The 22,176-nt window shown below is 59.6% G+C and carries 19 protein-coding genes and 1 pseudogene; 11 read left to right on the forward strand and 9 right to left on the reverse strand.

What is annotated here, in order from left to right; translation table 11 throughout:
• Nucleotides 1-159 precede the first annotated feature (159 nt).
• Nucleotides 160-1,290 (forward strand): DNA polymerase IV, encoded by a 1,131-nt coding sequence (dinB, locus tag QN222_RS06490; protein ID WP_283961166.1) that lies wholly within the window; start codon nt 160-162, stop codon nt 1,288-1,290.
• A gap of 64 nt (nt 1,291-1,354) precedes the next feature.
• Here dinB and QN222_RS06495 read toward each other — a convergent pair whose 3' ends face one another.
• Complete coding sequence (locus QN222_RS06495) at nt 1,355-1,945, reverse strand: SOS response-associated peptidase (protein ID WP_283961167.1); 591 nt, start codon at nt 1,943-1,945, stop codon at nt 1,355-1,357.
• Between the two features lie 283 nt (nt 1,946-2,228).
• Between QN222_RS06495 and QN222_RS06500 the strand changes: the two genes are divergently transcribed.
• Complete coding sequence (locus QN222_RS06500) at nt 2,229-3,140, forward strand: SMP-30/gluconolactonase/LRE family protein (RefSeq protein WP_283961168.1); 912 nt, start codon at nt 2,229-2,231, stop codon at nt 3,138-3,140.
• Between the two features lie 82 nt (nt 3,141-3,222).
• Here QN222_RS06500 and QN222_RS30380 read toward each other — a convergent pair whose 3' ends face one another.
• Nucleotides 3,223-3,669: a LysR substrate-binding domain-containing protein gene (locus tag QN222_RS30380; protein ID WP_369291917.1), complete on the reverse strand. Its 447-nt coding sequence runs from the start codon at nt 3,667-3,669 to the stop codon at nt 3,223-3,225.
• 16 nt (nt 3,670-3,685) lie between these two features.
• On the opposite strand from QN222_RS30380, the gene QN222_RS06505 reads away from it, so the two are divergent.
• The 7 genes from QN222_RS06505 to QN222_RS06535 all read left to right on the forward strand — a co-directional run bounded on the left by QN222_RS06505 (nt 3,686) and on the right by QN222_RS06535 (nt 10,715).
• Nucleotides 3,686-4,690: a LacI family DNA-binding transcriptional regulator gene (locus QN222_RS06505; RefSeq protein ID WP_283961212.1), complete on the forward strand. Its 1,005-nt coding sequence runs from the start codon at nt 3,686-3,688 to the stop codon at nt 4,688-4,690.
• Nucleotides 4,691-4,749: 59 nt separating this feature from the next.
• Entirely contained in the window at nt 4,750-6,105 is a 1,356-nt protein-coding gene (locus tag QN222_RS06510) for a sugar ABC transporter substrate-binding protein (RefSeq protein ID WP_283961169.1), read from the forward strand.
• A 57-nt stretch (nt 6,106-6,162) separates the two neighbouring features.
• Nucleotides 6,163-7,107 (forward strand): sugar ABC transporter permease, encoded by a 945-nt coding sequence (locus QN222_RS06515; RefSeq protein WP_283961170.1) that lies wholly within the window; start codon nt 6,163-6,165, stop codon nt 7,105-7,107.
• Entirely contained in the window at nt 7,097-7,945 is an 849-nt protein-coding gene (locus QN222_RS06520) for a carbohydrate ABC transporter permease (RefSeq protein WP_283961171.1), read from the forward strand. The genes QN222_RS06515 and QN222_RS06520 overlap by 11 nt, the downstream gene beginning before the upstream one ends.
• Nucleotides 7,946-7,978: 33 nt before the next feature.
• Nucleotides 7,979-9,175, forward strand: a complete 1,197-nt coding sequence (locus tag QN222_RS06525) for a DUF2961 domain-containing protein (RefSeq protein WP_283961172.1) — start codon at nt 7,979-7,981, stop codon at nt 9,173-9,175.
• A 1-nt stretch (nt 9,176) separates the two neighbouring features.
• Nucleotides 9,177-10,256 (forward strand): sn-glycerol-3-phosphate ABC transporter ATP-binding protein UgpC, encoded by a 1,080-nt coding sequence (locus QN222_RS06530; protein ID WP_283961173.1) that lies wholly within the window; start codon nt 9,177-9,179, stop codon nt 10,254-10,256.
• Between the two features lie 267 nt (nt 10,257-10,523).
• Nucleotides 10,524-10,715 (forward strand): hypothetical protein, encoded by a 192-nt coding sequence (locus QN222_RS06535; protein ID WP_283961174.1) that lies wholly within the window; start codon nt 10,524-10,526, stop codon nt 10,713-10,715.
• A 262-nt stretch (nt 10,716-10,977) separates the two neighbouring features.
• On the opposite strand, the gene QN222_RS06540 is transcribed toward QN222_RS06535, so the two are convergent.
• Nucleotides 10,978-13,095, reverse strand: coding sequence for a carboxy terminal-processing peptidase (locus QN222_RS06540; RefSeq protein WP_283961175.1), 2,118 nt, complete (start codon nt 13,093-13,095; stop codon nt 10,978-10,980).
• A gap of 186 nt (nt 13,096-13,281) precedes the next feature.
• On the opposite strand from QN222_RS06540, the pseudogene QN222_RS06545 reads away from it, so the two are divergent.
• A pseudogene (locus tag QN222_RS06545) lies at nt 13,282-13,476 on the forward strand (helix-turn-helix domain-containing protein); the annotation flags it as partial.
• Between the two features lie 70 nt (nt 13,477-13,546).
• Here the strand turns inward: QN222_RS06545 and QN222_RS06550 are convergent.
• The 5 genes from QN222_RS06550 to QN222_RS06570 are packed head-to-tail and all read right to left on the reverse strand — an operon-like array spanning nt 13,547 to nt 18,519.
• Complete coding sequence (locus QN222_RS06550) at nt 13,547-14,608, reverse strand: DUF2218 domain-containing protein (RefSeq protein WP_283961176.1); 1,062 nt, start codon at nt 14,606-14,608, stop codon at nt 13,547-13,549.
• The gene (locus QN222_RS06555) at nt 14,605-15,447 is read right to left on the reverse strand and encodes an ABC transporter ATP-binding protein (RefSeq protein ID WP_283961177.1); all 843 of its coding nucleotides are present in this window, start codon (nt 15,445-15,447) and stop codon (nt 14,605-14,607) included. The genes QN222_RS06550 and QN222_RS06555 overlap by 4 nt, the downstream gene beginning before the upstream one ends.
• Nucleotides 15,444-16,484 carry an iron chelate uptake ABC transporter family permease subunit gene (locus QN222_RS06560; protein ID WP_283961178.1) on the reverse strand — a complete coding sequence of 347 codons (1,041 nt, stop codon included), beginning with the start codon at nt 16,482-16,484 and terminating at the stop codon, nt 15,444-15,446. Before QN222_RS06560 ends, QN222_RS06555 begins: the two co-directional genes overlap by 4 nt.
• Nucleotides 16,481-17,527, reverse strand: coding sequence for an iron ABC transporter permease (locus tag QN222_RS06565; protein WP_283961179.1), 1,047 nt, complete (start codon nt 17,525-17,527; stop codon nt 16,481-16,483). Before QN222_RS06565 ends, QN222_RS06560 begins: the two co-directional genes overlap by 4 nt.
• Nucleotides 17,524-18,519 carry an iron-siderophore ABC transporter substrate-binding protein gene (locus QN222_RS06570; protein WP_283961180.1) on the reverse strand — a complete coding sequence of 332 codons (996 nt, stop codon included), beginning with the start codon at nt 18,517-18,519 and terminating at the stop codon, nt 17,524-17,526. Before QN222_RS06570 ends, QN222_RS06565 begins: the two co-directional genes overlap by 4 nt.
• A 315-nt stretch (nt 18,520-18,834) precedes the next feature.
• Here QN222_RS06570 and QN222_RS06575 point away from each other — a divergent pair, with 315 nt between their 5' ends.
• Nucleotides 18,835-20,973 carry a TonB-dependent siderophore receptor gene (locus QN222_RS06575; protein WP_283961181.1) on the forward strand — a complete coding sequence of 713 codons (2,139 nt, stop codon included), beginning with the start codon at nt 18,835-18,837 and terminating at the stop codon, nt 20,971-20,973.
• Nucleotides 20,974-21,012: 39 nt separating this feature from the next.
• On the opposite strand, the gene QN222_RS06580 is transcribed toward QN222_RS06575, so the two are convergent.
• Entirely contained in the window at nt 21,013-21,912 is a 900-nt protein-coding gene (locus tag QN222_RS06580; RefSeq protein WP_283961213.1) for an AraC family transcriptional regulator, read from the reverse strand.
• Between the last annotated feature and the right edge of the window lie 264 nt (nt 21,913-22,176).

Consider the following 22,176-nt stretch of genomic DNA (forward strand, 5'->3'; position numbering starts at 1 on the left):
GTTCGCCTACGAAAACAGCGGCATTGCGAAACGAGGACCTGCGTGGCGTCGAAACTTTCACAGTGACAGGGGCATGTACTCGTTCGCAATGTCGGATAGTCCGGTTACTGGCTGGCCAATCCTGGTGCAGTTTCGGATAAGCAAAATGAGGGGAAATGGATGATCGCGCGTGGGCCCGAAGTTGACGGCAGGAGCGGGGCGGAGGCGCCCTCCCTTCGCCGTCACGCGCGCAAAATCATCCATATCGACATGGACGCGTTCTATGCGTCGGTCGAACAGCGCGACAACCCGGCGCTCCGTGACAAACCGGTCGCCGTCGGCTATCCGGAAGCGCGCGGCGTGGTCGCGGCCGCGAGCTACGAGGCCCGCAAATTCGGCGTCCATTCGGCGATGCCGTCGGTCACCGCCAAGCGCAAATGCCCTGATCTGATTTTCGTGCCGCACCGCTTCGACGTCTATCGGTCGGTGTCGCGGCAGATTCACGCGATCTTTGCCGAATACACGCCGCTGATCGAGCCATTATCGCTCGACGAAGCTTATCTCGACGTCACCGAAAACCTAAAAGGCTTGGAGTTCGCAACCGAGATTGCCGAGGAGCTTCGTGCCCGCATCAGGGCCGAGACCGGGCTGACTGCGTCGGCCGGCGTTTCCTACAACAAGTTCCTCGCCAAGATGGCCTCGGACCAGCGCAAGCCCGATGGCCTCTTCGTTATCACGCCGAAGAACGGTCCTGCCTTTGTCGAGGCTCTTCCCGTCAAGAAGTTCCATGGTGTCGGACCGGCGACCGCGGAGAAGATGCTAAGGCTTGGGATTGAGACCGGCGCTGACCTCAAATCCCGTGACCTCGCATTCCTGCAGCAGCATTTCGGGAAGTCCGGCCCATATTTCTACTGGATTGCCCGAGGCGTCGATGAGCGCGAGGTCAAGCCCGACCGCATCCGCAAATCGATCGGCGCCGAGGATACGTTCCGGGAGGACATCCATGATCTCGAAACCGCCCGCGCGGGCCTCAAGCCGCTGATTGAGAAGGTCTGGCGCTACTGCGAAGCCAACGGCATTCGCGGCAAGACAGTGACGCTCAAGGTGAAGTGGGCAGATTTCACGCAGATCACCCGAAGCAAAACGATCGTTGCGCCGATGGCGAGCGCTACTGAGATCGCTGAAATCGTCGACTTGCTGCTATCGCCGATCTTTCCTGTCCCGAGGGGTATTCGCTTGTTGGGCGTGACGCTTTCGTCTCTCGATCCTTTGGACGATGGAGATAAGCCGCAACTCGCCTTTGCGCTCTGATGCAATCTGCCGGATCAGACGCGAAAAAGAGGGCCGACAGTCGCTGGTGAAAAAGAAACTCGTTTCAATCGCTGCCGGCCCGGACCCGTTCGACGCGAAGAATGCCAGCCGGAGAAGGTGCCAGCAATTCATTCTCCGGTCTTGAAAGATAGATCCAGTCCGCCCATCGCTGAGGTGGAACAACGACGACCTGCCGGTCATGGATCGGCGCCACGTCCGGCCCCGGCTCGGTCGTCAGCATCGCGAAGGACGGCGGCTGGTTTGCCTCGCCGTCGCGCCACAGGCCGGCAATCGCCATGATCGGGTAATCCGCGAGCGTGAACCGATGTTTGGCTTTGGGATATTTCTTGCCGGTGAACTCGAAAAAGGCGCTCGCCGGGACCAGGCAACGCCTGCTGTCGGAGAAATCCCGCCCCTCGGAGCGGAAATTGAAAACCGGACCACCCCGGCCTTTAGGCGGAAAGCCGAACCGCATCTGGGTGAGTTCGATTACATTGCCGCTCGCCCGCATTACCGGGCCGAGGTCACCGATCCTGATGTCATCGGCTTGCGGCAGGTCAGCCTCGCCTTGATGTGCAGGCATGCCAAGCGCCAACTCCTGCATCATCTTGCAGTATTCGGCATACCGGACGTGTTGTTCGTAGTCATTGCACAATGTCGATCGCTCCGCAGTCTCTTTCGACGGTAACGCTTCACTGATGCGATCATTACATAGGGCGGCTCTCGCGCACTTCAGCGGCTTGAACGATCGCGCGGCGACCGGCGGAGCAGCGCGTGCCTGCGGGAAAAACTATGAGGAGGCGCGGCGAGCACACGCTTGCTTGAGTGTCGGCGATCAGATTGATACTTCTCAAAGACAATTGCTGTGTGGCGGGCCGGTGGCACCCTGTATGATTTGACGCTACGAAACGGCAGCAGGACGTGGGAGGAATAGCGCTATGGCCGAAGGCCCGCTTTACGACATTCGCGACGAACGATTCGAGGCCCTGATCGTTGGCAGCGCCGCACTTGAAGAGCTCTATCGCGGCTGCCGTTGGGCGGAAGGGCCGGTCTGGTTTTCCGACCTCAACATCCTGATCTGGAGCGATATTCCGAACGAACGCATGATGCGCTGGTCGCCAGACGGCGGCGCCTCGGTCTTCCGCTCACCCTCGAATTACGTGAACGGCAATACCCGCGACCTCCAGGGCCGGCTTATCTCGTGCGAACACGGCGGCCGGCGCGTGACGCGCACCGAGTATGACGGCCGCATTACCGTGCTCGCCGACAGCCACCAGGGCAAGCGGCTGAACTCGCCAAATGACGTTGTGGTGCGCTCGGACGGCTCGATCTGGTTCACCGACCCGACCTACGGCATCGTCTCGGACTATGAAGGCCACAAAGGAGAGCCCGAACAGAAGACGCGTAATGTCTATCGCATCGACCCCCTGTCGGGCGCAATCCTTGCGGTGGTCACCGATTTCATTCAGCCGAACGGCCTCGCCTTCTCCCCGGATGAAAAGCGCCTTTTTATCGCCGACTCGGGATCGGCTAAGCATGAGGTCCCGAGCCATATCCGCGTTTTTGATGTGGCCGAAGACGGCACACTGAGAAACGGCAGCTATTTCTGCTCAATCGACAACGGCAATCCGGACGGCTTCCGCTTTGACGTTATCGGAAACCTGTGGTGCAGCGCCGCTGACGGGGTCCATTGCTTTGCACCGGATGGCAAGCTGCTTGGCAAGATCCTTGTGCCACAGACGGTGTCAAACCTGACTTTCGGCGGCCCGAAGAAGAACCGCCTCTTCATCACCGCCACCCAGTCGCTCTACTCGATCTATGTGAAGGCGAACGGAGCGCAGCACCCCTAATCCCATCGGGTAACCGTCCTCAGCCCAACTGCCGGGTGTAAATCACAAGCGGCTTCGGCTGGTGTGGCTCTGACGAAAATCATCAAACCACAAAATGCCGGCGAGTTCTGCCGGCGGCTCGGGTAGTAGAGCCAATAGCCCGCGAACATAGGCGAGCAGTCGTCGAGCACCTGCACAAGCCGCCCGACCGGATGTGCCCGGTCACCAGATTCTCTGGAACATATGCGATACCCAAACCGCTGAGAACGGCGTCGATCATCGGTAGAGTTGTGTTGAATCTCAGTTGCCCCGTCGACGCGTACCCGCAACTCCGCTCGTCCCATGCGAACTCCCAAGCATGAAGCCCGCCCGATCGCGCCTGGTTGATGCAGTTGTGTTGGAACAGGTCCTGCGGCGTCTGGGGTACAGGATGCTGGGAAAAATAATCCGGCGCGGCAACCGCGGCGAGCCGCCACTTGGACGCGATGTGGGCGGCGATGCATATTTTTGCAAATCGTTTTGCAAAACGATTTGCAAAACGATTTGTGATCGCTTATCCAGTCTACATGACGACGATTGCGAAAGTTGCAAAACGAGCTGGCGTATCTCTGACCACGGTCTCGCACGTATTGAACCACGCGGACCGTGTGTCGGTCGAAATGCGTCGAAGAGTGGAGGCGGCCATAGCCGAGCTGGGTTACGTGCCGAACCCTCAGGCCCAGAGCCTGCGCACGGGGCGAACCAACCTGGTGGCAATGCTGATCCCGGATATCCGCAACCCTTTCTATCCGGAACTCGTGAGAGCCGCGCAATCCGATCTCGAGGCGACGGGGCTGGATCTTTTGATCTTCAACACCGACGTTCCCGGCGGTCACTCGCAGGAACACAGCCACCAATATCTGAAACAGATACGCAACCGTCGGATCGATGGATTGATCGTCGGCGATTTTGCCCTGCATGGCATGCACGACACATTGATCGGCATTGACATCCCCACCGTCTTCATCGGTGACCTGCCCAACGCTGCGGTCGACAGCGTCAAGATCGACGATTTCGGCGGCGGCTACCAGATGGGCGCTTACCTCGCCAAGAAAGGCCACAAGCGCGTCGCGCAGGTCACGGGCCCGTCCTTCTTTGCCGAGGCCATGGCAAGGGCGGCGGGTTTCGAGCAGGGACTGCGCGATCACGGGGTGGAACCGATTGCCGAGTTGCGGCGAGAAGGCACCTATCTCAGCCCGTCGGGACAGGAAGCCGTGGGCTGGCTGGTGGAAACCCATGGCGACCGCCTGCCTTCAGTCATCTTTTTCGGCAATTATCTCATGGCGGCGGGTGCAATCGCCGAATTCCATGACCGCGGCATTCGCATTCCCGACGACGTTGCGATTGCCGTTTTCGGCGACCAGCCACAGCTGGAATATGTGCGGCCGCGGATCGCGCGTGTCGGCAACACCCCTTCGCTGCTTGCCCATAGAGCAACCGCCATGCTGCTCGAGCGGTTGTCGGGCGAGTATTCTGGGCCGCCTCGCTCGGAGGTGGTCCCCTGCATCCTTCACGCCTTCGATACGGCGTGAGGCGGAGCCGCCCCCGGAAGAGGAACCGGGGCGTTACCAGCAAACCCGGGAGGAAGTAAATGAGTGACAATAAGAAGGCTTTTCCGACACTGACGCGCCGTGGGCTGCTCAAGGGCGGTGCGGCGGTGGCCGGCGGCATCGCTGGCCTCGGCGGATTTCCCTACATCAACCGCCTGGCGGTGCGGGCACAGGAAACGCCGCTGAAATTCTGGCAGTTCTATGCGCCGGGTGGACCGGTGCCGAGCCAAGTCGCGTGGTTCGAGAAGACGGTCGCGGACTGGAACGACAGCCATCCGCAGAAGATCGAACTCGAGTTCATTCCGAACTCCGAGTATATCAGCGGTCCGAAATTGGCCACCGCCTTTGCCTCCGGCGAAGGACCCGACATCTTCATCATCTCGCCGGGCGACTTCCTGCGCTACTACAATGGCGGTGTCCTCAAGGACCTGACCCCCTTCATCGATGACGCCGCCAAGGCGGACTTTCCCGGAAGCGTCATCGCCAACCGCATGGTGGACGACAAGATCTTCGGCATCCCGATGGAGGTCGAGCCGATGGCCATGTACTATTCGGTCAAGGCTTTCGAAGAGGCTGGCCTCAACGAGAACGATGTTCCCAAGACATGGGAGGAGTTGCTGGAGGTCGCCAAGAAGCTCACGACACCCGAGCGCTTCGGGGTGATGTTCGAGACCCAGCCGGGATATTACCAGAACTTCACATGGTATCCCTTCCTGTGGCAGGGCGGCGGCGACTTCCAGACGCCGGAGGGCAAGAGCAGCTTCGATTCGCCGGCAACGGTGCAGGCGCTCAAATTCTGGCAGGATGCGATCAACAGCGGCGTGGCGCCCCGCCAGATCATGGGCGCGGGCGGCCATGACACCATCGCCAACCTCGCATCCGGCTATGTCGCCATGCAGAACGTCGGCATCTGGGGCATTTCGCAGCTTCAGAGCAATGCCAAGGATTTCCAGTATGGCGTCTTCCCGCTGCCCACGCCGCCGAACGGCAAATATGTGACCGTCGGTGGCGGATGGGCATTCGTCGCCAATGCCAAGGGCCGCAACTCCGACGCTGCGGGCGAATTCTGCGCCTGGGCACTCGCCTCTATGGACCAGGGCTCGGTCGACAGGGTCGCCACCTGGTGCACCAAGGGGAAATCGGACATGCCGCCGCGCAACAGCGCACTGAAGGCCGGCGGCGAGGCCTTCTCGACCGGCATGATCGGCAAATTCGCCAAGGAGATCCATCCCGGAACCCGGGCGGAACCGCGCGTGCCGCCGGAGGTCTACAAGATCATCTCCGACGCGATCCAGCAGACGCAGTTGGGCGGCGCCGACCCGCAAGCCACGGCGACGGCCGCCTCCCAGCAGCTCGACGCGTTCCTTTCGAACTACCAGGGCGCGCCGCTCCTTTGACGGCCAAACCGGCGGCCGCACCGCATGCGGCCGCCTCAGCAAGCTGGACATAACGCCATGACAACGATTGCCGAAACGGCCGCGCGGCGCAGACACGCCGGCCGAACCCGTCTTTCCGCCAAGCATCGCGAATGGATCGCGGGTTATCTGTTCGTGTTGCCCGATGCGCTGGGGCTGCTCGTCTTTCTCGGCGTGCCGATGGCGCTATCCCTCGTGCTCAGTGTCTACGAGGTAAACGGTTTTGGCGGTTATTCCTTCGTCGGCGCCAAGAATTATCTCCGCATGTGGAACGACCCCCTGTTCTGGAAGGGAGCGAAGGTCACCGCACTCTACGCGGTCATGCTGGTCCCGCTGCTCTACGTCTGCGGACTGGGCCTTGCCCTGCTCGTCCAGCGCACCGATCGCTTCAACGCCGTTATGCGTTCGATGTTCTTTGCACCGCATATGGTCAGCCTCGTCGTCGTCGCGCTGGTCTGGCAATTCATGGTGGTCGACAAGATCGGCGTGATCAGCAAGCTGACCGCTGCACTCGGTATCGGCGGCTTCTCTTTCCTCGGCGATCCCAACTTCGCGCTCATCACCATTGTCCTGGTCAGCGTCTGGTTCCTGATGGGGTTCTACATGCTGATTTTCCTGGGCGGTCTGCAGGACATTCCCCGGCAATATTACGAAGCAGCGATGATCGACGGGGCCGGCGCCATCGCCCGCTTCTGGTTCATCACGCTGCCGCTTCTCAAACCCACAAGCTTCTTCGTGATCATGGTGTCGATGGTTGCGGCCGTCGCAGGCGCACAGGCCTTCGACATCATCTACGTCATGACCAAGGGCGGGCCAGCCAACGCCACATCGGTGCTGATCGTCTACATCTACCAGCAGGCCTTCGGCTTCGGCGCCTTCGGCTATGCGGCGGCCATGGCCTCCATCCTGGTCGTGGCGCTCATGATCGTGACGGCGCTGTTCTTTGCCCTGACGCGAGGAGGGCGTTTCCATCATGAGCAGTAAGCGCCCCCAGCCCTATTTTTCCCGCTCTCAGGTCACGCTGGTACGTGGCCTCTGGATGGTGGTAACGGCCATCCTCGCCTTCATGACGCTCTTTCCGCTCCTCTGGATGGTGTCGATCGCTTTCAAGCCGGCGGCAGAGTCGTTCTCTTCGAACCTCATCCCGCAATCGCCGACCCTCGACAATTTCATCTACGTGCTGACCGGCGTTCCGTTCATCCGCTACATGGTCAACAGCTTCTTCGTGTCGGCGACGGTGACGATCGTGGCGCTCTTCTTCCATACCATGGCCGGCTACGCGCTGGCGCGACTGAGATTTCCCGGCCGCGAGGTGATGTTTCTCTCGATCTTCTCGACATTCCTCGTCTCGCTCCCCGTCATCATCGTGCCGCTCTTCGTCATCGTCAAAGCGATGGGCATGCTCAATTCCTACGCGGGGCTGATCATTCCGGCGATTTTCAATGCCTTTGGTATCTTCCTTCTCAGACAGTACTATCTGTCGCTGCCGAAGGAGATCGAGGAGGCCGCGCGCATCGACGGTGCGGGCTACTGGCGCATCTACTGGAGCGTCATCCTCCCGCTCAGCCGCCCCATCATGTCGGCGCTGGCGATCCTGTTCTTCCTGGCCAACTGGAATTCCTTCCTATGGCCGCTCACCATCACCTCCGACCCCAATCTCTGGGTCGTCCAGCTCGGGATTGCTAACTTCAAGAGCCAATATTCCGCATCCTGGAACTACATGATGGCCGCTTCCACGATCGTCGCCATCCCGACCCTCATCCTCTTTGTGATCTTCCAGAGGCAGATCATGGATTCCCTCAAGACCAGCGGACTGAAGTGAGCCGCAATAGCAAATTGCACAGGAGAAATTCGAATGACCAATGCCGGCCTCTCGCCCCTTCGCGGTCTCGCGAAGCTGCGCAACGCGAAAACGCGCCGCTTCTCCAGCTACGACCGCACCGGCGGCAATGACGACAGGCTGCATATCGAACCCGGCAAGACGGTGGTGATCGGCGAATACGAAGGCGCCGGCATCATCACCCATATCTGGGCGACGCTCGCATGCGAGAGCGAGGATTTCCTGCGCAAGATCGTTCTCAGGGCCTATTGGGACGGAGAGACCGAACCGAGCGTCGAGGCGCCCATTGGCGACTTCTTCGGCATGGGCCACGCCCGCACCGCCAACTATGCCAGCCTGCCGATGCAGGCGAGCCCGGAGGACGGCAAGGCCTTCAACTGCTACTTGCCGATGCCCTTCGGCTCGCACATGAAATTCACCGTCACCAACGAGGCCGAACACGATCTTCTCTTCTACTACTATATCGACTTCGAGCTTCACGATGTGCTCGAGGAGGACATGGGTCGTTTCCACGCCCAATACCGCCAGGCCCGGCCAGAGGGCATGAGCGAAGCCGGGCTGACCAATGAACAGTTCCTCTTCGGTGGCGAGAACGTCGACGGCCGGCAGAACTACACGATCCTCGAAGCAGAGGGCCGCGGCCACTACGTCGGTGTCCTCTACAGCGTCTACTCACGCCGTCGTTCCGAAATCTGGGATTGGTACGGCGAAGGCGACGACATGATCTTCATCGATGGCGAACAGGGGTTATCGGTGCCGGATACGGTCCGCAAGCCCGATCCGCGCATCGGTCCGAAGGCGGCTCTGATCGAACCGCGCCTGGAGTCTGAACCAGGCGTCAATGATGCCTGGCCGCCGACCCTGCACGGCACGGGCACGGAAGACTATTTCAACACCGCCTGGTGTCCGACGCAGGCGTATAGCGCGCCCTATCACGGCATTATCGCTGCCGGCGGCCCCAACTGGACGGAGCCGGTGACGCTTTACCGATGGCATATCGAAGATCCAGCGATCTTCCAGAAGAGCATCCGGGTGACGATTGAGCACGGTCACGCCAACCGCCGCGCCGACGATATCTCCTCCGTCGCCTTCTGGTACCAGGCAGAGCCGCACAAGCCCTTCGGCAAGCTCCCCGACGTCGCGCACCGGGTGCCGACCTATCGCCGACCGTTCCACAACATGGAAGCGGCAATGAAGAAAGCGGGAGGCTGAGATGGCGAGCGTCGAAATCAGAAATGTAGTCAAGCGCTATGGTGCGCTGGAAATCGTCCATGGTGTCTCGGCCGAGATCGCCGACGGTGAATTCGTCGCGCTGGTAGGGCCCTCCGGTTGCGGCAAGTCCACGCTTCTGCGCATGATCGCGGGCCTTGAGGAAATCTCCGACGGAGCGGTCGTGATCGGAGGCGATATCGTCAACGAGGTCGCTCCGAAGGACCGCAACATATCGATGGTCTTTCAAAACTATGCGCTCTATCCGCACATGACCGTTGCCGAGAACATGGCCTTCGCGCTTCGCCTCGCCCGACTTCCCAAGGACGAGCAGAAGAAGAAGGTCGGCGAAGCGGCAACCATGCTCGGTCTTGAGGGTCTGCTCGACCGTTATCCCGGCCAGCTCTCGGGCGGCCAGCGTCAGCGCGTCGCCATGGGGAGGGCCATCGTCCGCCGCCCCGAGGTTTTCCTTTTTGACGAACCCCTCTCAAATCTCGACGCCAAGCTCAGGGTGCAGATGCGTGCCGAGATCAAAGGTCTGCACCAACGCCTGCGCACCACCAGCATCTATGTGACGCACGACCAGATCGAAGCGATGACGATGGCCGACCGCATCGTCGTGATGCGCGACGGCAATGTCGAGCAGATCGGCACGCCACTAGAGCTTTTCGACAATCCCCGCAATCTCTTCGTCGCGAGCTTCATCGGCAGCCCTTCGATGAACTTCATCAAGGGTGAGGTCATCGATGGCACGTTCCGAGCTCCCGGCGGCATCGCCATCCCTGTCGGCAATCTGGGTCACAAAGGAACAGCCGTCGCGGGAATAAGGCCCAACAGGCTGCAGATCGGCGCCACCGGCCCTTCCGCCAAGGTGCTGATCGTGGAGCCGACCGGCGACGAGACACATCTTCTGGTGGAGCTTGGTGGAACGCAACTGGCGATGTTGCTTCGCGAGCGCATCAGTCTCGCACCCGGCGACCGGATCGGTCTCGCCTTCGCTTCCGCCGATGTCCACTTTTTTGACAGCCAAAGTACCTTGCGGCTTGGCAGGGGCGACGCGACGACAGGCAGTCTCAAGGCATGAGCCGCTTTTCATCAGCGCACTGACGCACCTCCTTCTGCCGACGCCGCGAAGCATACCAGGCGCAGGCGCTTAAAGCGCCGACGCCCGTTCGGGCAAAGCTTGAGCGGCTCCTGGGTAACTACCGGTCCGTAACATCGTTTGGAAAGCTCAGTGGCTGCAGGCTGCGGGAGGAGTGTGCGCCGAGGCAATAAGTAATACTTAGTTTATTTCTTGCTTAATTAGACTTTAGTAGCATAGTCTGGTCTCCTTCGCTTTGGGAGGAGCATGATGGTTGAACGCGTTGAAGCCGATAAAATTTCTAAGAAACCTGCTACTAAGGTGTGGAATATTCACGTTTTTTGCCAACGGCAACGCTTGTGCCAAGAGGAAGAAAAGCGTTTGACCAGCCTCTTTGGCGATTTCGCCACGGCGTCCGAGTTGCTTCACAATGTGAAGCGCGCCCCGAAGTGGCGATATTAGCCAGCTGGCGCACCCCATTGAGGTTCCGCACTCCTTTCTGGCGCGGGATCGGTTGCACATGAGCTGCGCACCGAAAAAAGATACCCGGCGCTGGGGCCGGGTCAAATTACTTATCTAGAATACAAGTGCAGCAATTACGTCCGGCGATCTCCAGAGACCTATGCCGCGACGCGCGTGAGCCTGTGCGCGATTATCCCGGACGGGGTTTGCACGTGTTCGCGCGCGCCTCGATCTTCGCGCGGTTTGCGCCGGCCGAGTATGATTATTTTCCGTCCGGGGGTTCCGATTGTTTTGTGGCCGCCTTCAGCGCGCCTTCCCGCAAGTCCGCCTCATCGGCAAGAATGGCGGCGGCCTCGTGCAGCAAGACGTCCTTTGCGTTCTTGCGGGCATTCTCAAGCGCAATATCAGCACTCAGGCTGCGCTCATCTGCCTCCAGGCCGTCATCTCCACCAGGATCTTCACCATCGCTTGCTTGCGCTCGAGACTTGAGTCGGTTTTCTCGAGCAGTCAATTCCCTACGACGTTCGGCTTCATTGAGGGAGACAACCCCTTTCTCGCGCAGGGCCTTCATGTCCGCTATGTCTTTTGACAGGCGTTGGAAATCCGGATCGCTCTCAGCCCGTGCATCATGCCGGCTTTGCAGTGTCGGCAGCAACACCCTTACAGCGTCGGCCGGCGCATAGTTCGCGGGCTTGATCTCCGCCCACGGCAGGGCATTGTCATAACTGGTCTCGCCAAATCTTGTCGGATCAGAAAGTCCCGGCAAGCTGATATCAGGCGTCACGCCACGCAGTTGCGTCGTACCGCCGCTGATCCGGAAGAACTGGGCAATCGTCACTTTCAGCTCGCCGAATTCGGGTTTGCTGTTGCGAACCACCTGATCAAGATCCACGACGGTCTGAACGGTGCCTTTACCGAAACTGGGTTCGCCAACGATCACGCCTCGACCGTAATCCTGGATTGCCGCGGCAAAGATCTCCGAAGCCGATGCCGACCCGCGGTTGATTAGGACACCTACCGGGCCGGTCCAGACAGGCTCTGGAAAATCAGCGCTTCTTATCGCAACCTTGCCGTCGCTATCGCGTTGCTGGACGACCGGGCCATTGCCGATGAACAGGCCGGTCAAAGCAATCGCCTCGTCCAACGAACCCCCGCCATTGTTGCGCACGTCAATGAGAACGCTGTCGACCTGTTCCTGCTTCAGTTCGCTGAGAAGCTTTCCAACATCGCGGCTCGCGCTTCTATAGTCCTTGTCTCCTTTCAGCCGCGCTTCAAAATCCTCATAGAATGCCGGCAGAGTAATCACCCCAATTTTACGCGTGGCTTCGCCCACTTTCACAGAGAGCACGGCCTTCTGGGCTGCCTGCTTTTCTAGGCTGATTTTATCGCGCACCAGGGTGACAACGCGATGGGTGGCATCTGCTCCGGCATCCGCCGGCAGGATGTCCAAGCGCACGACGGACCCTTTTTTCCCTCGTATCATTTGCACGACTTCATCAACCCGCGTGCCGACCACTTCTTTGATCGCCCCATGCCTGCCCTGACCAACGCCGGTAATGCGGTCTCCGACCGAGAGCTTGCCGGACAATTGCGCCGGGCCGCCAGGCACGAGCTCACGGATCGTCGTGTAGTCGTCGCGTTCCTGCAGGACCGCGCCGATACCGACCAGCGAAAGCTTCATCGCGATATTGAAATCAGCCGAGGCGGTCGCGCCGAAGTAGTCCGTGTGCGGGTCGACCGACGTCGTGTAGGCGTTCATGAACGACTGGAAGACGTCATCGCTTTTATACTTGTGAGCTCGCTCCAGAGCGTTTGCATATCGTTTGTCGAGCGTTTCGCGAATAGCCGCGTCGGCCTTGCCGCCCAGTTTCAACCGCAACCAGTCACTCTTTACGCGCTTGCGCCAAAGCTCATCGCTCTCGGCTTGCGACTGCGGCCAAGGCGCTTTATCGCGCAGCACGAGATAGTCTTCCTGCGCACCGAAGTCGAAGTCCTCTTTCAGGAGGTTGCGCGCGTAGTTCATGCGGTCGACAATGCGCTTCCCAAACACGTTGAAGATCGCAAACGGGATCTTCAAGTCCCTCCGTTCGATGGCGTCGTCGATCTCACTGCGGTCAGACATGAACCTGTCGATGTCCGCTTGCAGGAAAAGCATGCGGTCCGGATCGAGTGATTTGATGAACCGATCCATGATCCTGGCCGACAAGGCGTCGTCGAGTGGAACGGGCCTGTAGCTGAAACGCGTGAGAAATTTTGCACTCAACTGAGCGGCTTGTGCCTGTTGCTTCAGCGGCTTCAAAACAGGCGGCGAGGCGACCTCAGCATATGCCGACTGGACAATTGCAAGGAATGCACCGAGGAAGACGTATGATATGCGCATTCAGCGTTGGTCCAATTCTTTAAGGCCGAGTGTCGATGCACGATCTAGGTGAAGCAATTATGGCTTTTTGGCAACTGGGTGGATCGCAAGGTTGCTGCAAGCCCGCAATATCGTATGCGGCGGCCTCGTATTTGCATAAGGGATGGATGCCGAAGACCTGAGTCCGCCGGCGCCACAATCGAAGCGAAGGCGATGCGACTTCACGAGGCGCGGCTTCTGATGGCGCGCCAGAACAAAACCATAGCGGAGGTCGCATTGTCGGTCGGCTATCTCAGTCCCGCGCCGTTCAGCCGCGATTTCAAACGTCATTTTCGCCGCACCGCATCGGACGAGGTGAAATGGGCCCGTCAGCATTTGGGAGAGCTGATTTCAGAGGCGTGACACGGCGCGCGCTGTTGTCACGTCGTTTGCCGTTTGTCAGCAGGCTGCCGTGTTTCTCGACGCGGTCAAGCTACGCATTTCTCTCCCAATACCAAGCGACATACATCTTCTTGCGATCATGTTGCCGCGCTTTGAGGAACGTCCGGATGGCTCGTATGTCTCCTTTTTCGCACGCAGCCCAGACAAATGTTTCGTCATCGGCGGTTTGTATCGCTGTTTTCGCTTCGGACACGAGGACATTGGCAGCACCTTCCGGATAGCTACTCCGATGCAGCCAACGCACGTCAAGCACGCCATCGGTCGGAAGCGGCTGCTCTTCTGCCTGGTCCTCAACCTCGATGATGGCCCGCATACGCGTTTCAGCCGGAACCTCGGCCGCGATCCGTGCTATGGCCGGCAACGCGCTCTCGTCGCCGATCAGCAAAATGGATCGCTCCGCTGGCAGACCGCCTGCGCCTGGCCCGAGAAGTGCCGCCACGTCTCCGGGCTGCGCGTCGCGCGCAAAATCGGCGCCGGGTGTCGATACTCCTGGGGCCGGATGCTGCAAGAAGTCGACCCACAACTCACCGCGATCGTGATCGACGGCGCGGATGGTATAGACACGAACCACAAGCTCGTTCTCGCCTTCTGGCCAAGCGATGCGGCCATCTTCACGAAAGCCGGGCCAGACCGGCGGTTTGCCTTTCGGCGGCACCAGCAGGCGGACATGCATGTCGCCTCCCACAAAAGGCGTGACGTCCGCGCAGGAAAATATCACGCGGCGCATATGCGGAGTGACATCTTGCGCCGAGACGACTGTCACCTCATGAAGATTCGGCAGCACCGACAAAGACGTCGGTTCCGACCAGGTCAATTCGAACGGGTGGTCTTCGGCAAAATAGAAAAGATGTTCCGCCAGGATCGTACGGCTCATATGCAGCGTTTCAGGGGTCGGACAGTCGAGATCGATCAACAAGCGAGGGTTTTCGAGCCGGATGCGCGCGACACCGACCTTGCTCCGCAGCACAGCCAGGTCGTCAATCCGTTCCACCTCGGCATGTTCGACAAAATGCTCGCAAATCTCGTCGAGCATGTCGGCAGCACTGCTGGAAACTGCCACGCCGGACAGCTTGAATGAAGGTACCGCGTTCATGCGATCTTCTCCTTTTGTGACATGTCGCTCATGTCATCGGCGGCTGCCATCCGGTGACGCCCGATCGGCAGCATGATTGGCCGACCCGACGTGGGATCACTGATGATGCGACTGTCGAGGCCGAAAACATGCCGCACGGTATCTTCGGTAAGCACCTCCGCTGACGTGCCCGAAATGTGCACGCGCCCTTCGGCAATCGCGACCAGATGGTCGGCATAGCGGGCTGCAAGGTTGAGATCGTGCAGGACCATGACAACTGTCGTGCCACGCATGCTGTTCAGATCGGTCAGAAGATCGAGCACCTCGATCTGATGGCTGATGTCGAGAAAGGTCGTCGGCTCGTCGAGCAACAGGATGTCTGTCTGCTGCGCGAGTGCCATGGCGATCCAGACCCGCTGCCGCTGGCCGCCGGACAGCTCGTCTATCGGCCGATCGGCAAGGTCGAACGTCTTTGTCGCCGCAAGCGCACTGTCGACGGCCTCGTCGTCCTGTCGCGTCCAGCGGGAAAACAGGCTTTGATGCGGATGCCGCCCCCGGCTGACGAGGTCGGCCACAGTGATGCCTTCCGGCGCGATCGGCGACTGCGGCAGCAGACCCAGCGTCCGGGCGAGGTCTCGCGAAGGTGTCCGGTGGATGGATTTGCCGTCGAGGAGTACCTGCCCGTCGCTGGGCACGATCAATCGCGAAAGCGTCCGAAGAAACGTGGACTTGCCACAGGCGTTGGCGCCGACGATCACGGTGATCTTCCCCGGGGGAACGATGAGGTCGAGCCCATGCAGGATCTCGGTATTGTTATAGCCGGCCGACAGTCCGCTGGCGACGAGCAGATGATCGGTCATAACGAGCCTCCGGTCCGGTTGATGCGAACGATCAGGTATATCAGGTAGGGAGCACCAAGCGCGCCGGTTACGACACCGACCGGGTAGCGGCCCGGCAGAAAATGCTGCCCGACATAGTCGGCGGCGAGCACGAGAACGGCGCCCGTCAGCGCAGACGGCATCAGCAGCGACCCGTCGTTTCGAATGATCCGGCCGGCGATCGGCCCCGACAGGAAAGCGACGAAGGCGATCGGTCCCGTTGCTGCGGTCGCCGACGCGATCAGACCGACCGCTGCCAAAATCACCAGCATCCGGGTTTGCGAGACCCTCGTACCAAGGCCGGCCGCCATATCGTCACCCAAGCGCAATGTCTCGAGATCGCGACCGCGACTGAGCAGAAGCCCACCGAAAAACAGGAGGGCAAGCAGAAGCGGTAGCGCCTGATCGAGCTGAGCGCCGTTGACGCTGCCAGTCAGCCAGCGCATCGCCTCCTGCAAATTCCAGGCGGGCGCCGATTGCAAGATGTAGGCGACGACACTTTGCAGCATGGCGGAAACGCCAATGCCGACAAGGATCAGCCGGGTGCCGGCGATCCCATTGCGGAAAGAAAGGCCGTAGACGAGCAGCGCCACACCGAGGCCCGCCACAACAGCGATAACTGAAACCATCGGTCCGTTTATCGCCAGGACGACAATAGCGAAAACGGCAGCCGCCCCTGCCCCGGAGGTGATCCCGATAATGTCGGGACTGGCGAGCGGATTGCGCAACATGAGCTGAAACGCAACACCGCCCAGTCCGAAGCACAATCCGGCAAGGATCGACAACGCGGCGCGTGGCAACCTCAGTTGTCCCACATTGAAGGATGCGCCCGGAACCGTTTCGCCGATCAGCACGCGCAAAACGTCGCCCGGCGGCGTGATGGATTGCCCAACCGACAACGTGACGGCGAAGATCACTGCGACGAGGGTTAGCAACACCGCAAGAATGACAGCGTGCCTGCGCGCGCGTCTGCGACGTTTTGCGATGACGACATCAATGGTGGCCGAGTGAATTGTCACAGGTCCCTCACACGCTGGCGCCTGACGATCCAGATGAAGAATGGCGCACCGATCAGCGCAGTGACGATGCCGACATCGATCTCTGCAGGGCGTGCGACGATGCGTCCGAGAACATCCGCCGCGAGCAGGAGACATGCGCCGCCAAGCGTCGAAAAGGACAGCAACCACCGATGGTCAACGCCGATCAAAAGGCGGCAGAGATGCGGCACGACCAGCCCGAGGAAACCGATCGGCCCGCACACGGCTGTCTTCGCACCGCAGAGAAGGATAGCGCCGAGGGACGCAACGGCACGCGCGGCTGCGACGCTTTCGCCGAGCCCGGTCGCCAGCTCGTCACCGAGCGCAAGAGAATTGAGCTTTCTGGCGGACAGCAGGCTGATGACATAACCTGCGAGAAGAAACGGCAAGACGGGACGGATTCGCTCGTAAGTCGCGCCGCCGACACCGCCGACCTGCCAGGAATGAATACCGCCTGCGATATCGCCCCGCGGCAGCACGACGGCGATAACCATGGACGCAAGCGCGACCGACGTCGCCGCGCCTGCAAGCGCCATTTTCAGAGGCGTTGCGCCGCCTCTCCCCAGCGAACCGATGGCGTAGACGAAGATCGCGGCGCATCCGGCACCCAAAATCGCGACCCAGATATAGGCATAAACGGATGACATTCCGAACCAGGCGACGCCAACGACGACCGCGAGAGATGCCCCCATGTTGACGCCGAGAATGCCGGGATCCGCAAGCGGATTACGGGTCACGCCTTGCATGATCGCTCCGGCCAACCCCAAAGCGCCCCCTGCGAGCAGTGCCAGCAAGGTCCGCGGAATGCGCAGCGCGACCGATGCCCGACCAATGTTATCCTGCGCACCGCCCAGCGCCGCGGCGATATCGTTCCACCCGACGTTGCGCGTGCCAACGGTAACAGAGGTGACAAGCAAGATCGCCAGGAGTGCGAAAAGCGCGGCCAGCCAAAGGCTTCGCATTCGGTTGGAACGGGACACGGCCGACCAACGCCCGTCCGATGTCTTGATGATTCCGGCGGTCATTTCGGCTTCTTGGCTGCCTCGCTCAGCAGCTTCACGTAGTCCTTCAAGATCCATCTGATCGACAGCGGCGTCGGATTCGCGGCGTTACCAACCGCGTTGTTGCCGAGCATGACAATAGATTCCCGCGCAACGGCTGGCATATGCAGCATCAGCGGGTTGGCTTTCAAAGCATCGAAAAGCATCCCGTCGCCGTAGGTAACGAGAATATCGACATCGTCGAAGGCATCGATCTGCTCGGCGCTGACGGAGCCCGAGAACTTCCCGGGTTGCGATGCCTGCACGACACTTTTCGGCGATGCGAGCCCGAGATCGGCAAAGAATTTCACGCGCGTGTCGTTGATCGTGTAGAAATTGACGACGCTGAGGTCCCATGCGCTGAGATGCGTAATGAACATCGCCGATTTGCCCTTGAGCTCGGGATGCCCATCAAGTGTGCGGGCGATGTCGGCCTCGATATCGGCGATTAGCGCCTCGCCTTCTGCAGTCATCCCAAGCCCGGCACTGTTCAATCGGGTTGTCTCGCGCCAATCCGTCGACCAGGGCGCCTGGGGATAAGCAACAACAGGCGCGATCTCGCTCAAGGTGTCAAAGTCCGCCTGGCTGAGGCCAGAATAGGCAGCAAGGATGACGTCCGGTTGGGTGGCGGCGACCGCCTCGAAATCGATGCCATCGCCCTCGTCGAAAAGCACCGGCTTTTCGGCCTTGAGCTCGTCCAGCCGTGCGGCGACCCACGGCAGGATGCCATCACCATCGTCGTCACCGAAGTTGGCGCGCGCCATGCCAACCGGAACGACGCCAAGAGCCAGCGGTACTTCGTGGTTTGCCCAGGCGACGGTTGCCACCCGCTGCGGCTTCTTCTCGATGATGGTAGTGCCGAAGGCATGCTTGATGGTGATGGGATACGAAGCGCTCTCGGCGGCGAACACGGTTTCGTGCCTGCCTGTCAAAACGAGGGCCATCATTGCCAGCACGGCGAAACGAAACAGCTTCATCGCCACACTCCATTCAACGTTATAAGTTGACCCCCAGTCTCAGGTTAATTACCCGACGTCAACGGCAAAGCAGCCATTATCCAGAAAGTGCGCGGAGATTTCCGGCGGATCGTACAAAACCGGGGAAATATACAATACTAGACAAATCCGCTCCAGTTAATGGCGGACCGTGGGACAACGACTTCAAGCCGGGGGCCGGTTGGGCGCTGCTTTCATGCGCGGCGGACGGCCAGACGCGATGCAGTTCGGCGGCCTCCAACGGCATTGGTAATGAGGCCGATCGCTTTCAGCATTTACGTCAATTGGAATATGAACATGGACATCGATCAAACATGCCGCTGGCCAACGCGGGCGCCGATCCGTTACCGAAACGCATTTCTCCTGGGTTGCACGGCACTCATTGCGTTGACGCCTGCCCTTTCGTTTGCACAGGAAGCAGGCACTGAAGGCGGCGCAACCGCGCTGGAGGAGATTGTGGCCCAGGGCGCTGGTAGCGGAAGCGTGCTCAATACCGATGACGATTCAAAGTCGATCGTTGCCAGAGAAACGACCGGCCTCGGCAAGATGCCGACCGATATCCTGGTAGCCCCCGCCTCGGTTTCCGTCATTACCGCCAAGGAAATTGAAGAACGCGCCGCCGACACTGTCGAGCAAGTCGTACAATATACGGCGGGTGTGGTGACCGACTTCTATGGTTCGGACGACCGTTTCGACTACTTCGACATTCGCGGCTTCACCCCGTACACGTATCGCGACGGATTGGCCATCGGCAGGACCTTTGCAGGGGTTAGGGAAGAGCCCTATGCTTTCGAGCGCATCGAGGTGTTGAAGGGCGCCAGTTCCTCAAGCTTTGGAGCGGCGGAACCCGGCGGATCGGTGAACTATGTCACGAAAACGCCGAAGAGTGATCGTTTCGGTGAAGTCTATGGCACGGGCGGCTCTTTCTCACATAAGGAACTGGGCTTCGATTTCGGTGACAACCTCACGGAGGACGACACCCTATCCTACCGTTTGACCGGCAAATTCCAGCGCTCCGACGCCGAATACGATTATTCTCAGGATGACGAGAACTTCATCATGGGCGGCGTGACGTGGCGCCCCACCGACGCGACAAGCCTGACATTTGTCTTCGATCATCTCGACAAGGACGGAGTCCCCGGTAGCGGTGGTCACCCGCTCGGTACTGATTTCGACAGGGACCAGTTTTTCGGGGAGCCGGACTATTACTTCAGCGAGACGAACCGCAATACCTACAGCGTCCTGTTCGACCACGATTTCGGCAACGGCCTGAGTTTCAGTTCCAACGCCCGCTACAGCAATCTGAACGACGGGTTCGGCAGCGCCTATATTGGCAGCACACCGACCGACGGCTCGACCGTGGCGGGTCGCTATTTCTTCGGAAACGAGAAATCGACCGAACAATTCGTCATCGATGCGCACCTGGTTTACGAAGCAAGTTTCGACAATGTGGAGAGCCGCACGCTTTTCGGTGCCGATTACAATAAATACGAGTCGGACAGCGACAACTTTTATGCGCCTGCGCCTTCGATCGACTGGGAAAACCCGATCTATTCAGGCGGGCCTGGCGCGCTGGCGCCTTATGCCAGCACCAACAACGACCAGCAGACCAATGCGATCTATCTGCAGCAGGATCTGACCTTCTTCGACAAGCTGACTGTGAGCGTCGGCTTGCGCAATGACTGGCTTGACCTTAGCGAGACAAATCTGCTTGCAGGTACCACACAGGCCGGCAACCACAGCGAATTCACGACGCGGGTCGGTGTGAGCTACAAGATTACCGAGGAACTGGCTCCTTATATCAGCTACGCCGAGTCGGCCGCGCCGCCTGCCGCAGGTAGCGAACCTACAACGGGGAAGCAGTATGAAGCCGGGATTAAATATCGCCCGGATGCTTTTCCGGCATTGTTCACTGCTTCCGTCTACGACCTGACGAAGGGCAACATTACCGTCTTTGATCAGGTCACCTATCTGCCGCAAACGGTCGAAAAGGTCAGACATCGTGGCTTCGAACTCGAAGCCAAGGCGGAGGTGACGAATAATATCACCGTGATTGCCGCCTACAGCTACATCGACTCCAAGATTGAAGAACCTGGCGGAGCCAATGATGGCAACCGCCTGATGCGTGTTCCCAAGAATATCGCTTCGGTGTGGGGCACCTACACACTGGAGGGCGAAGGCGCGAGGGGCGACATGATGTTCGGGCTCGGAGCTCGCTACACGGACGCGTATTACACCAACATCACCAACACCACATCGTCGGACAGCGCAGTCGTGTTCGATGCAGCCTTCACCTACAAGGTCCAGGAAAACACGACATTCCAGCTAAACGTCAACAATGTATTCGACGAGAAACACGTGGCGAGTAAGGACTCCGGCGCGGTGTACTACAATCCGGGACGCACCATCCTCGCGACGCTGCGCCAGACCTGGTAAGGACAAGTCGTCCCGCCCGCGATTCGCAGGGCGGGATTTTCACGATTGCCGGAGATGCCGCATCCGCCGCCAGGCCGCCGGAGTTTCGCCAACGATCTGGCGGAAGACCTTGGTCAGGTGTGCCTGATCGGAAAATCCGAGCTGCGCGGCGATGCTGGCAACCGGAAGGTCGCTTTCGCCGAGCAACTGTTTCGAAAGCTCGACACGCTTTGCAAGCTGCCATTGCAGCGGTGTGTTACCCGTCGTTTGCTTGAAGACATTTGCAAACCAGCTTTCGGACAGGCCGACGACCGCGGCCATGTCGGCGACAGACATACGATAATCGCCAAGCGCGTCGATATGCGAGATGAGCTTGTTCATCTGTGCCTGTGTCAGCCTGCCGCCAGCCCTCTCCTCCCTTTCGGCGGGAATATCCAGAAGCCCCGCGACGATGCTCCCTATAAGGCTCTCCGCATAGACTGCATGCTTGGAAGGCGTTTTTATTTCGTCGGCCAACAGCTTCGCCAACGCGTCGATTGCCGCCACGTCTTTGAGTTCGACCGGACGGCGCAACGCCGCCTGCGCCGCGGAGTTCCCGACCGATGAAACCAGATACCGCAACACCCGATCCTTGTGCAGGTGCAGGTTAAGGTGACTGAAGCTATGCGTCTTTCGACTGCCGGTCCACAACGGGACACCGGCAGGAATATACACGGCACGCGCCATGGGACGCGAATTCCTCGTCAGATCATTGTCCTGGTTCGAAATGCGAACGTTCGACGAGACGTCGTTGAAGAAAAACATGATGCGCGGATCGTCCGCGAGATAGTAGCCACTGGCACCAGCTTGACTTTCCGCCTCCCAAAGGACGCTGACCATCCCATCGTATTGGCGCCATTGGACGGGAGCTGTGACGCGAATGCCTTCGGTTTTCCAAGACATGGAATGCCAGAAGTTCATTTGTAGATCAGTTCTTCCTTTTTTAGGTGTCAGACGTTCATTGCCAGCACGGAAATTGCACCGTCGTTTGGTGCTGTCACACATCACAGCCCGGTAAGTTGACCGGTATTGTCATATTTTTCGTTAAGTGGCAAGCTGGCTTCAAAAGGAGCTTAGAAGTGCTTGGCATCGAAGAGATACACTTAAGTGCCTTTTGCCATCATGAATCCGAGCAGCGAAATGGCACCCGAGTTTCTTCCAGTTGCAGATTGTGAAGCGCCACGC

It is taken from the genome of Sinorhizobium sp. 6-70 (genome assembly GCF_030124375.1).
Lineage (GTDB): Bacteria > Pseudomonadota > Alphaproteobacteria > Rhizobiales > Rhizobiaceae > Sinorhizobium.

Excerpts from the sequence above, each read along its gene's own strand:
- QN222_RS06540 (WP_283961175.1), bottom strand. The coding sequence starts at position 13,095 with ATGCGCATATCATACGTCTTCCTCGGTGCATTCCTTGCAATTGTCCAG.
- QN222_RS06555 (WP_283961177.1), bottom strand. The coding sequence starts at position 15,447 with ATGACCGATCATCTGCTCGTCGCCAGCGGACTGTCGGCCGGCTATAAC.
- QN222_RS06505 (WP_283961212.1), top strand. The coding sequence starts at position 3,686 with ATGACGACGATTGCGAAAGTTGCAAAACGAGCTGGCGTATCTCTGACC.
- QN222_RS06515 (WP_283961170.1), top strand. The coding sequence starts at position 6,163 with ATGACAACGATTGCCGAAACGGCCGCGCGGCGCAGACACGCCGGCCGA.
- QN222_RS06535 (WP_283961174.1), top strand. The coding sequence starts at position 10,524 with ATGGTTGAACGCGTTGAAGCCGATAAAATTTCTAAGAAACCTGCTACT.
- QN222_RS06525 (WP_283961172.1), top strand. The coding sequence starts at position 7,979 with ATGACCAATGCCGGCCTCTCGCCCCTTCGCGGTCTCGCGAAGCTGCGC.
- QN222_RS06520 (WP_283961171.1), top strand. The coding sequence starts at position 7,097 with ATGAGCAGTAAGCGCCCCCAGCCCTATTTTTCCCGCTCTCAGGTCACG.
- QN222_RS06580 (WP_283961213.1), bottom strand. The coding sequence starts at position 21,912 with ATGAACTTCTGGCATTCCATGTCTTGGAAAACCGAAGGCATTCGCGTC.
- QN222_RS06550 (WP_283961176.1), bottom strand. The coding sequence starts at position 14,608 with ATGAACGCGGTACCTTCATTCAAGCTGTCCGGCGTGGCAGTTTCCAGC.
- QN222_RS06510 (WP_283961169.1), top strand. The coding sequence starts at position 4,750 with ATGAGTGACAATAAGAAGGCTTTTCCGACACTGACGCGCCGTGGGCTG.
- QN222_RS06575 (WP_283961181.1), top strand. The coding sequence starts at position 18,835 with ATGGACATCGATCAAACATGCCGCTGGCCAACGCGGGCGCCGATCCGT.
- QN222_RS06570 (WP_283961180.1), bottom strand. The coding sequence starts at position 18,519 with ATGAAGCTGTTTCGTTTCGCCGTGCTGGCAATGATGGCCCTCGTTTTG.
- dinB (WP_283961166.1), top strand. The coding sequence starts at position 160 with ATGATCGCGCGTGGGCCCGAAGTTGACGGCAGGAGCGGGGCGGAGGCG.
- QN222_RS06500 (WP_283961168.1), top strand. The coding sequence starts at position 2,229 with ATGGCCGAAGGCCCGCTTTACGACATTCGCGACGAACGATTCGAGGCC.
- QN222_RS06565 (WP_283961179.1), bottom strand. The coding sequence starts at position 17,527 with ATGACCGCCGGAATCATCAAGACATCGGACGGGCGTTGGTCGGCCGTG.
- QN222_RS06530 (WP_283961173.1), top strand. The coding sequence starts at position 9,177 with ATGGCGAGCGTCGAAATCAGAAATGTAGTCAAGCGCTATGGTGCGCTG.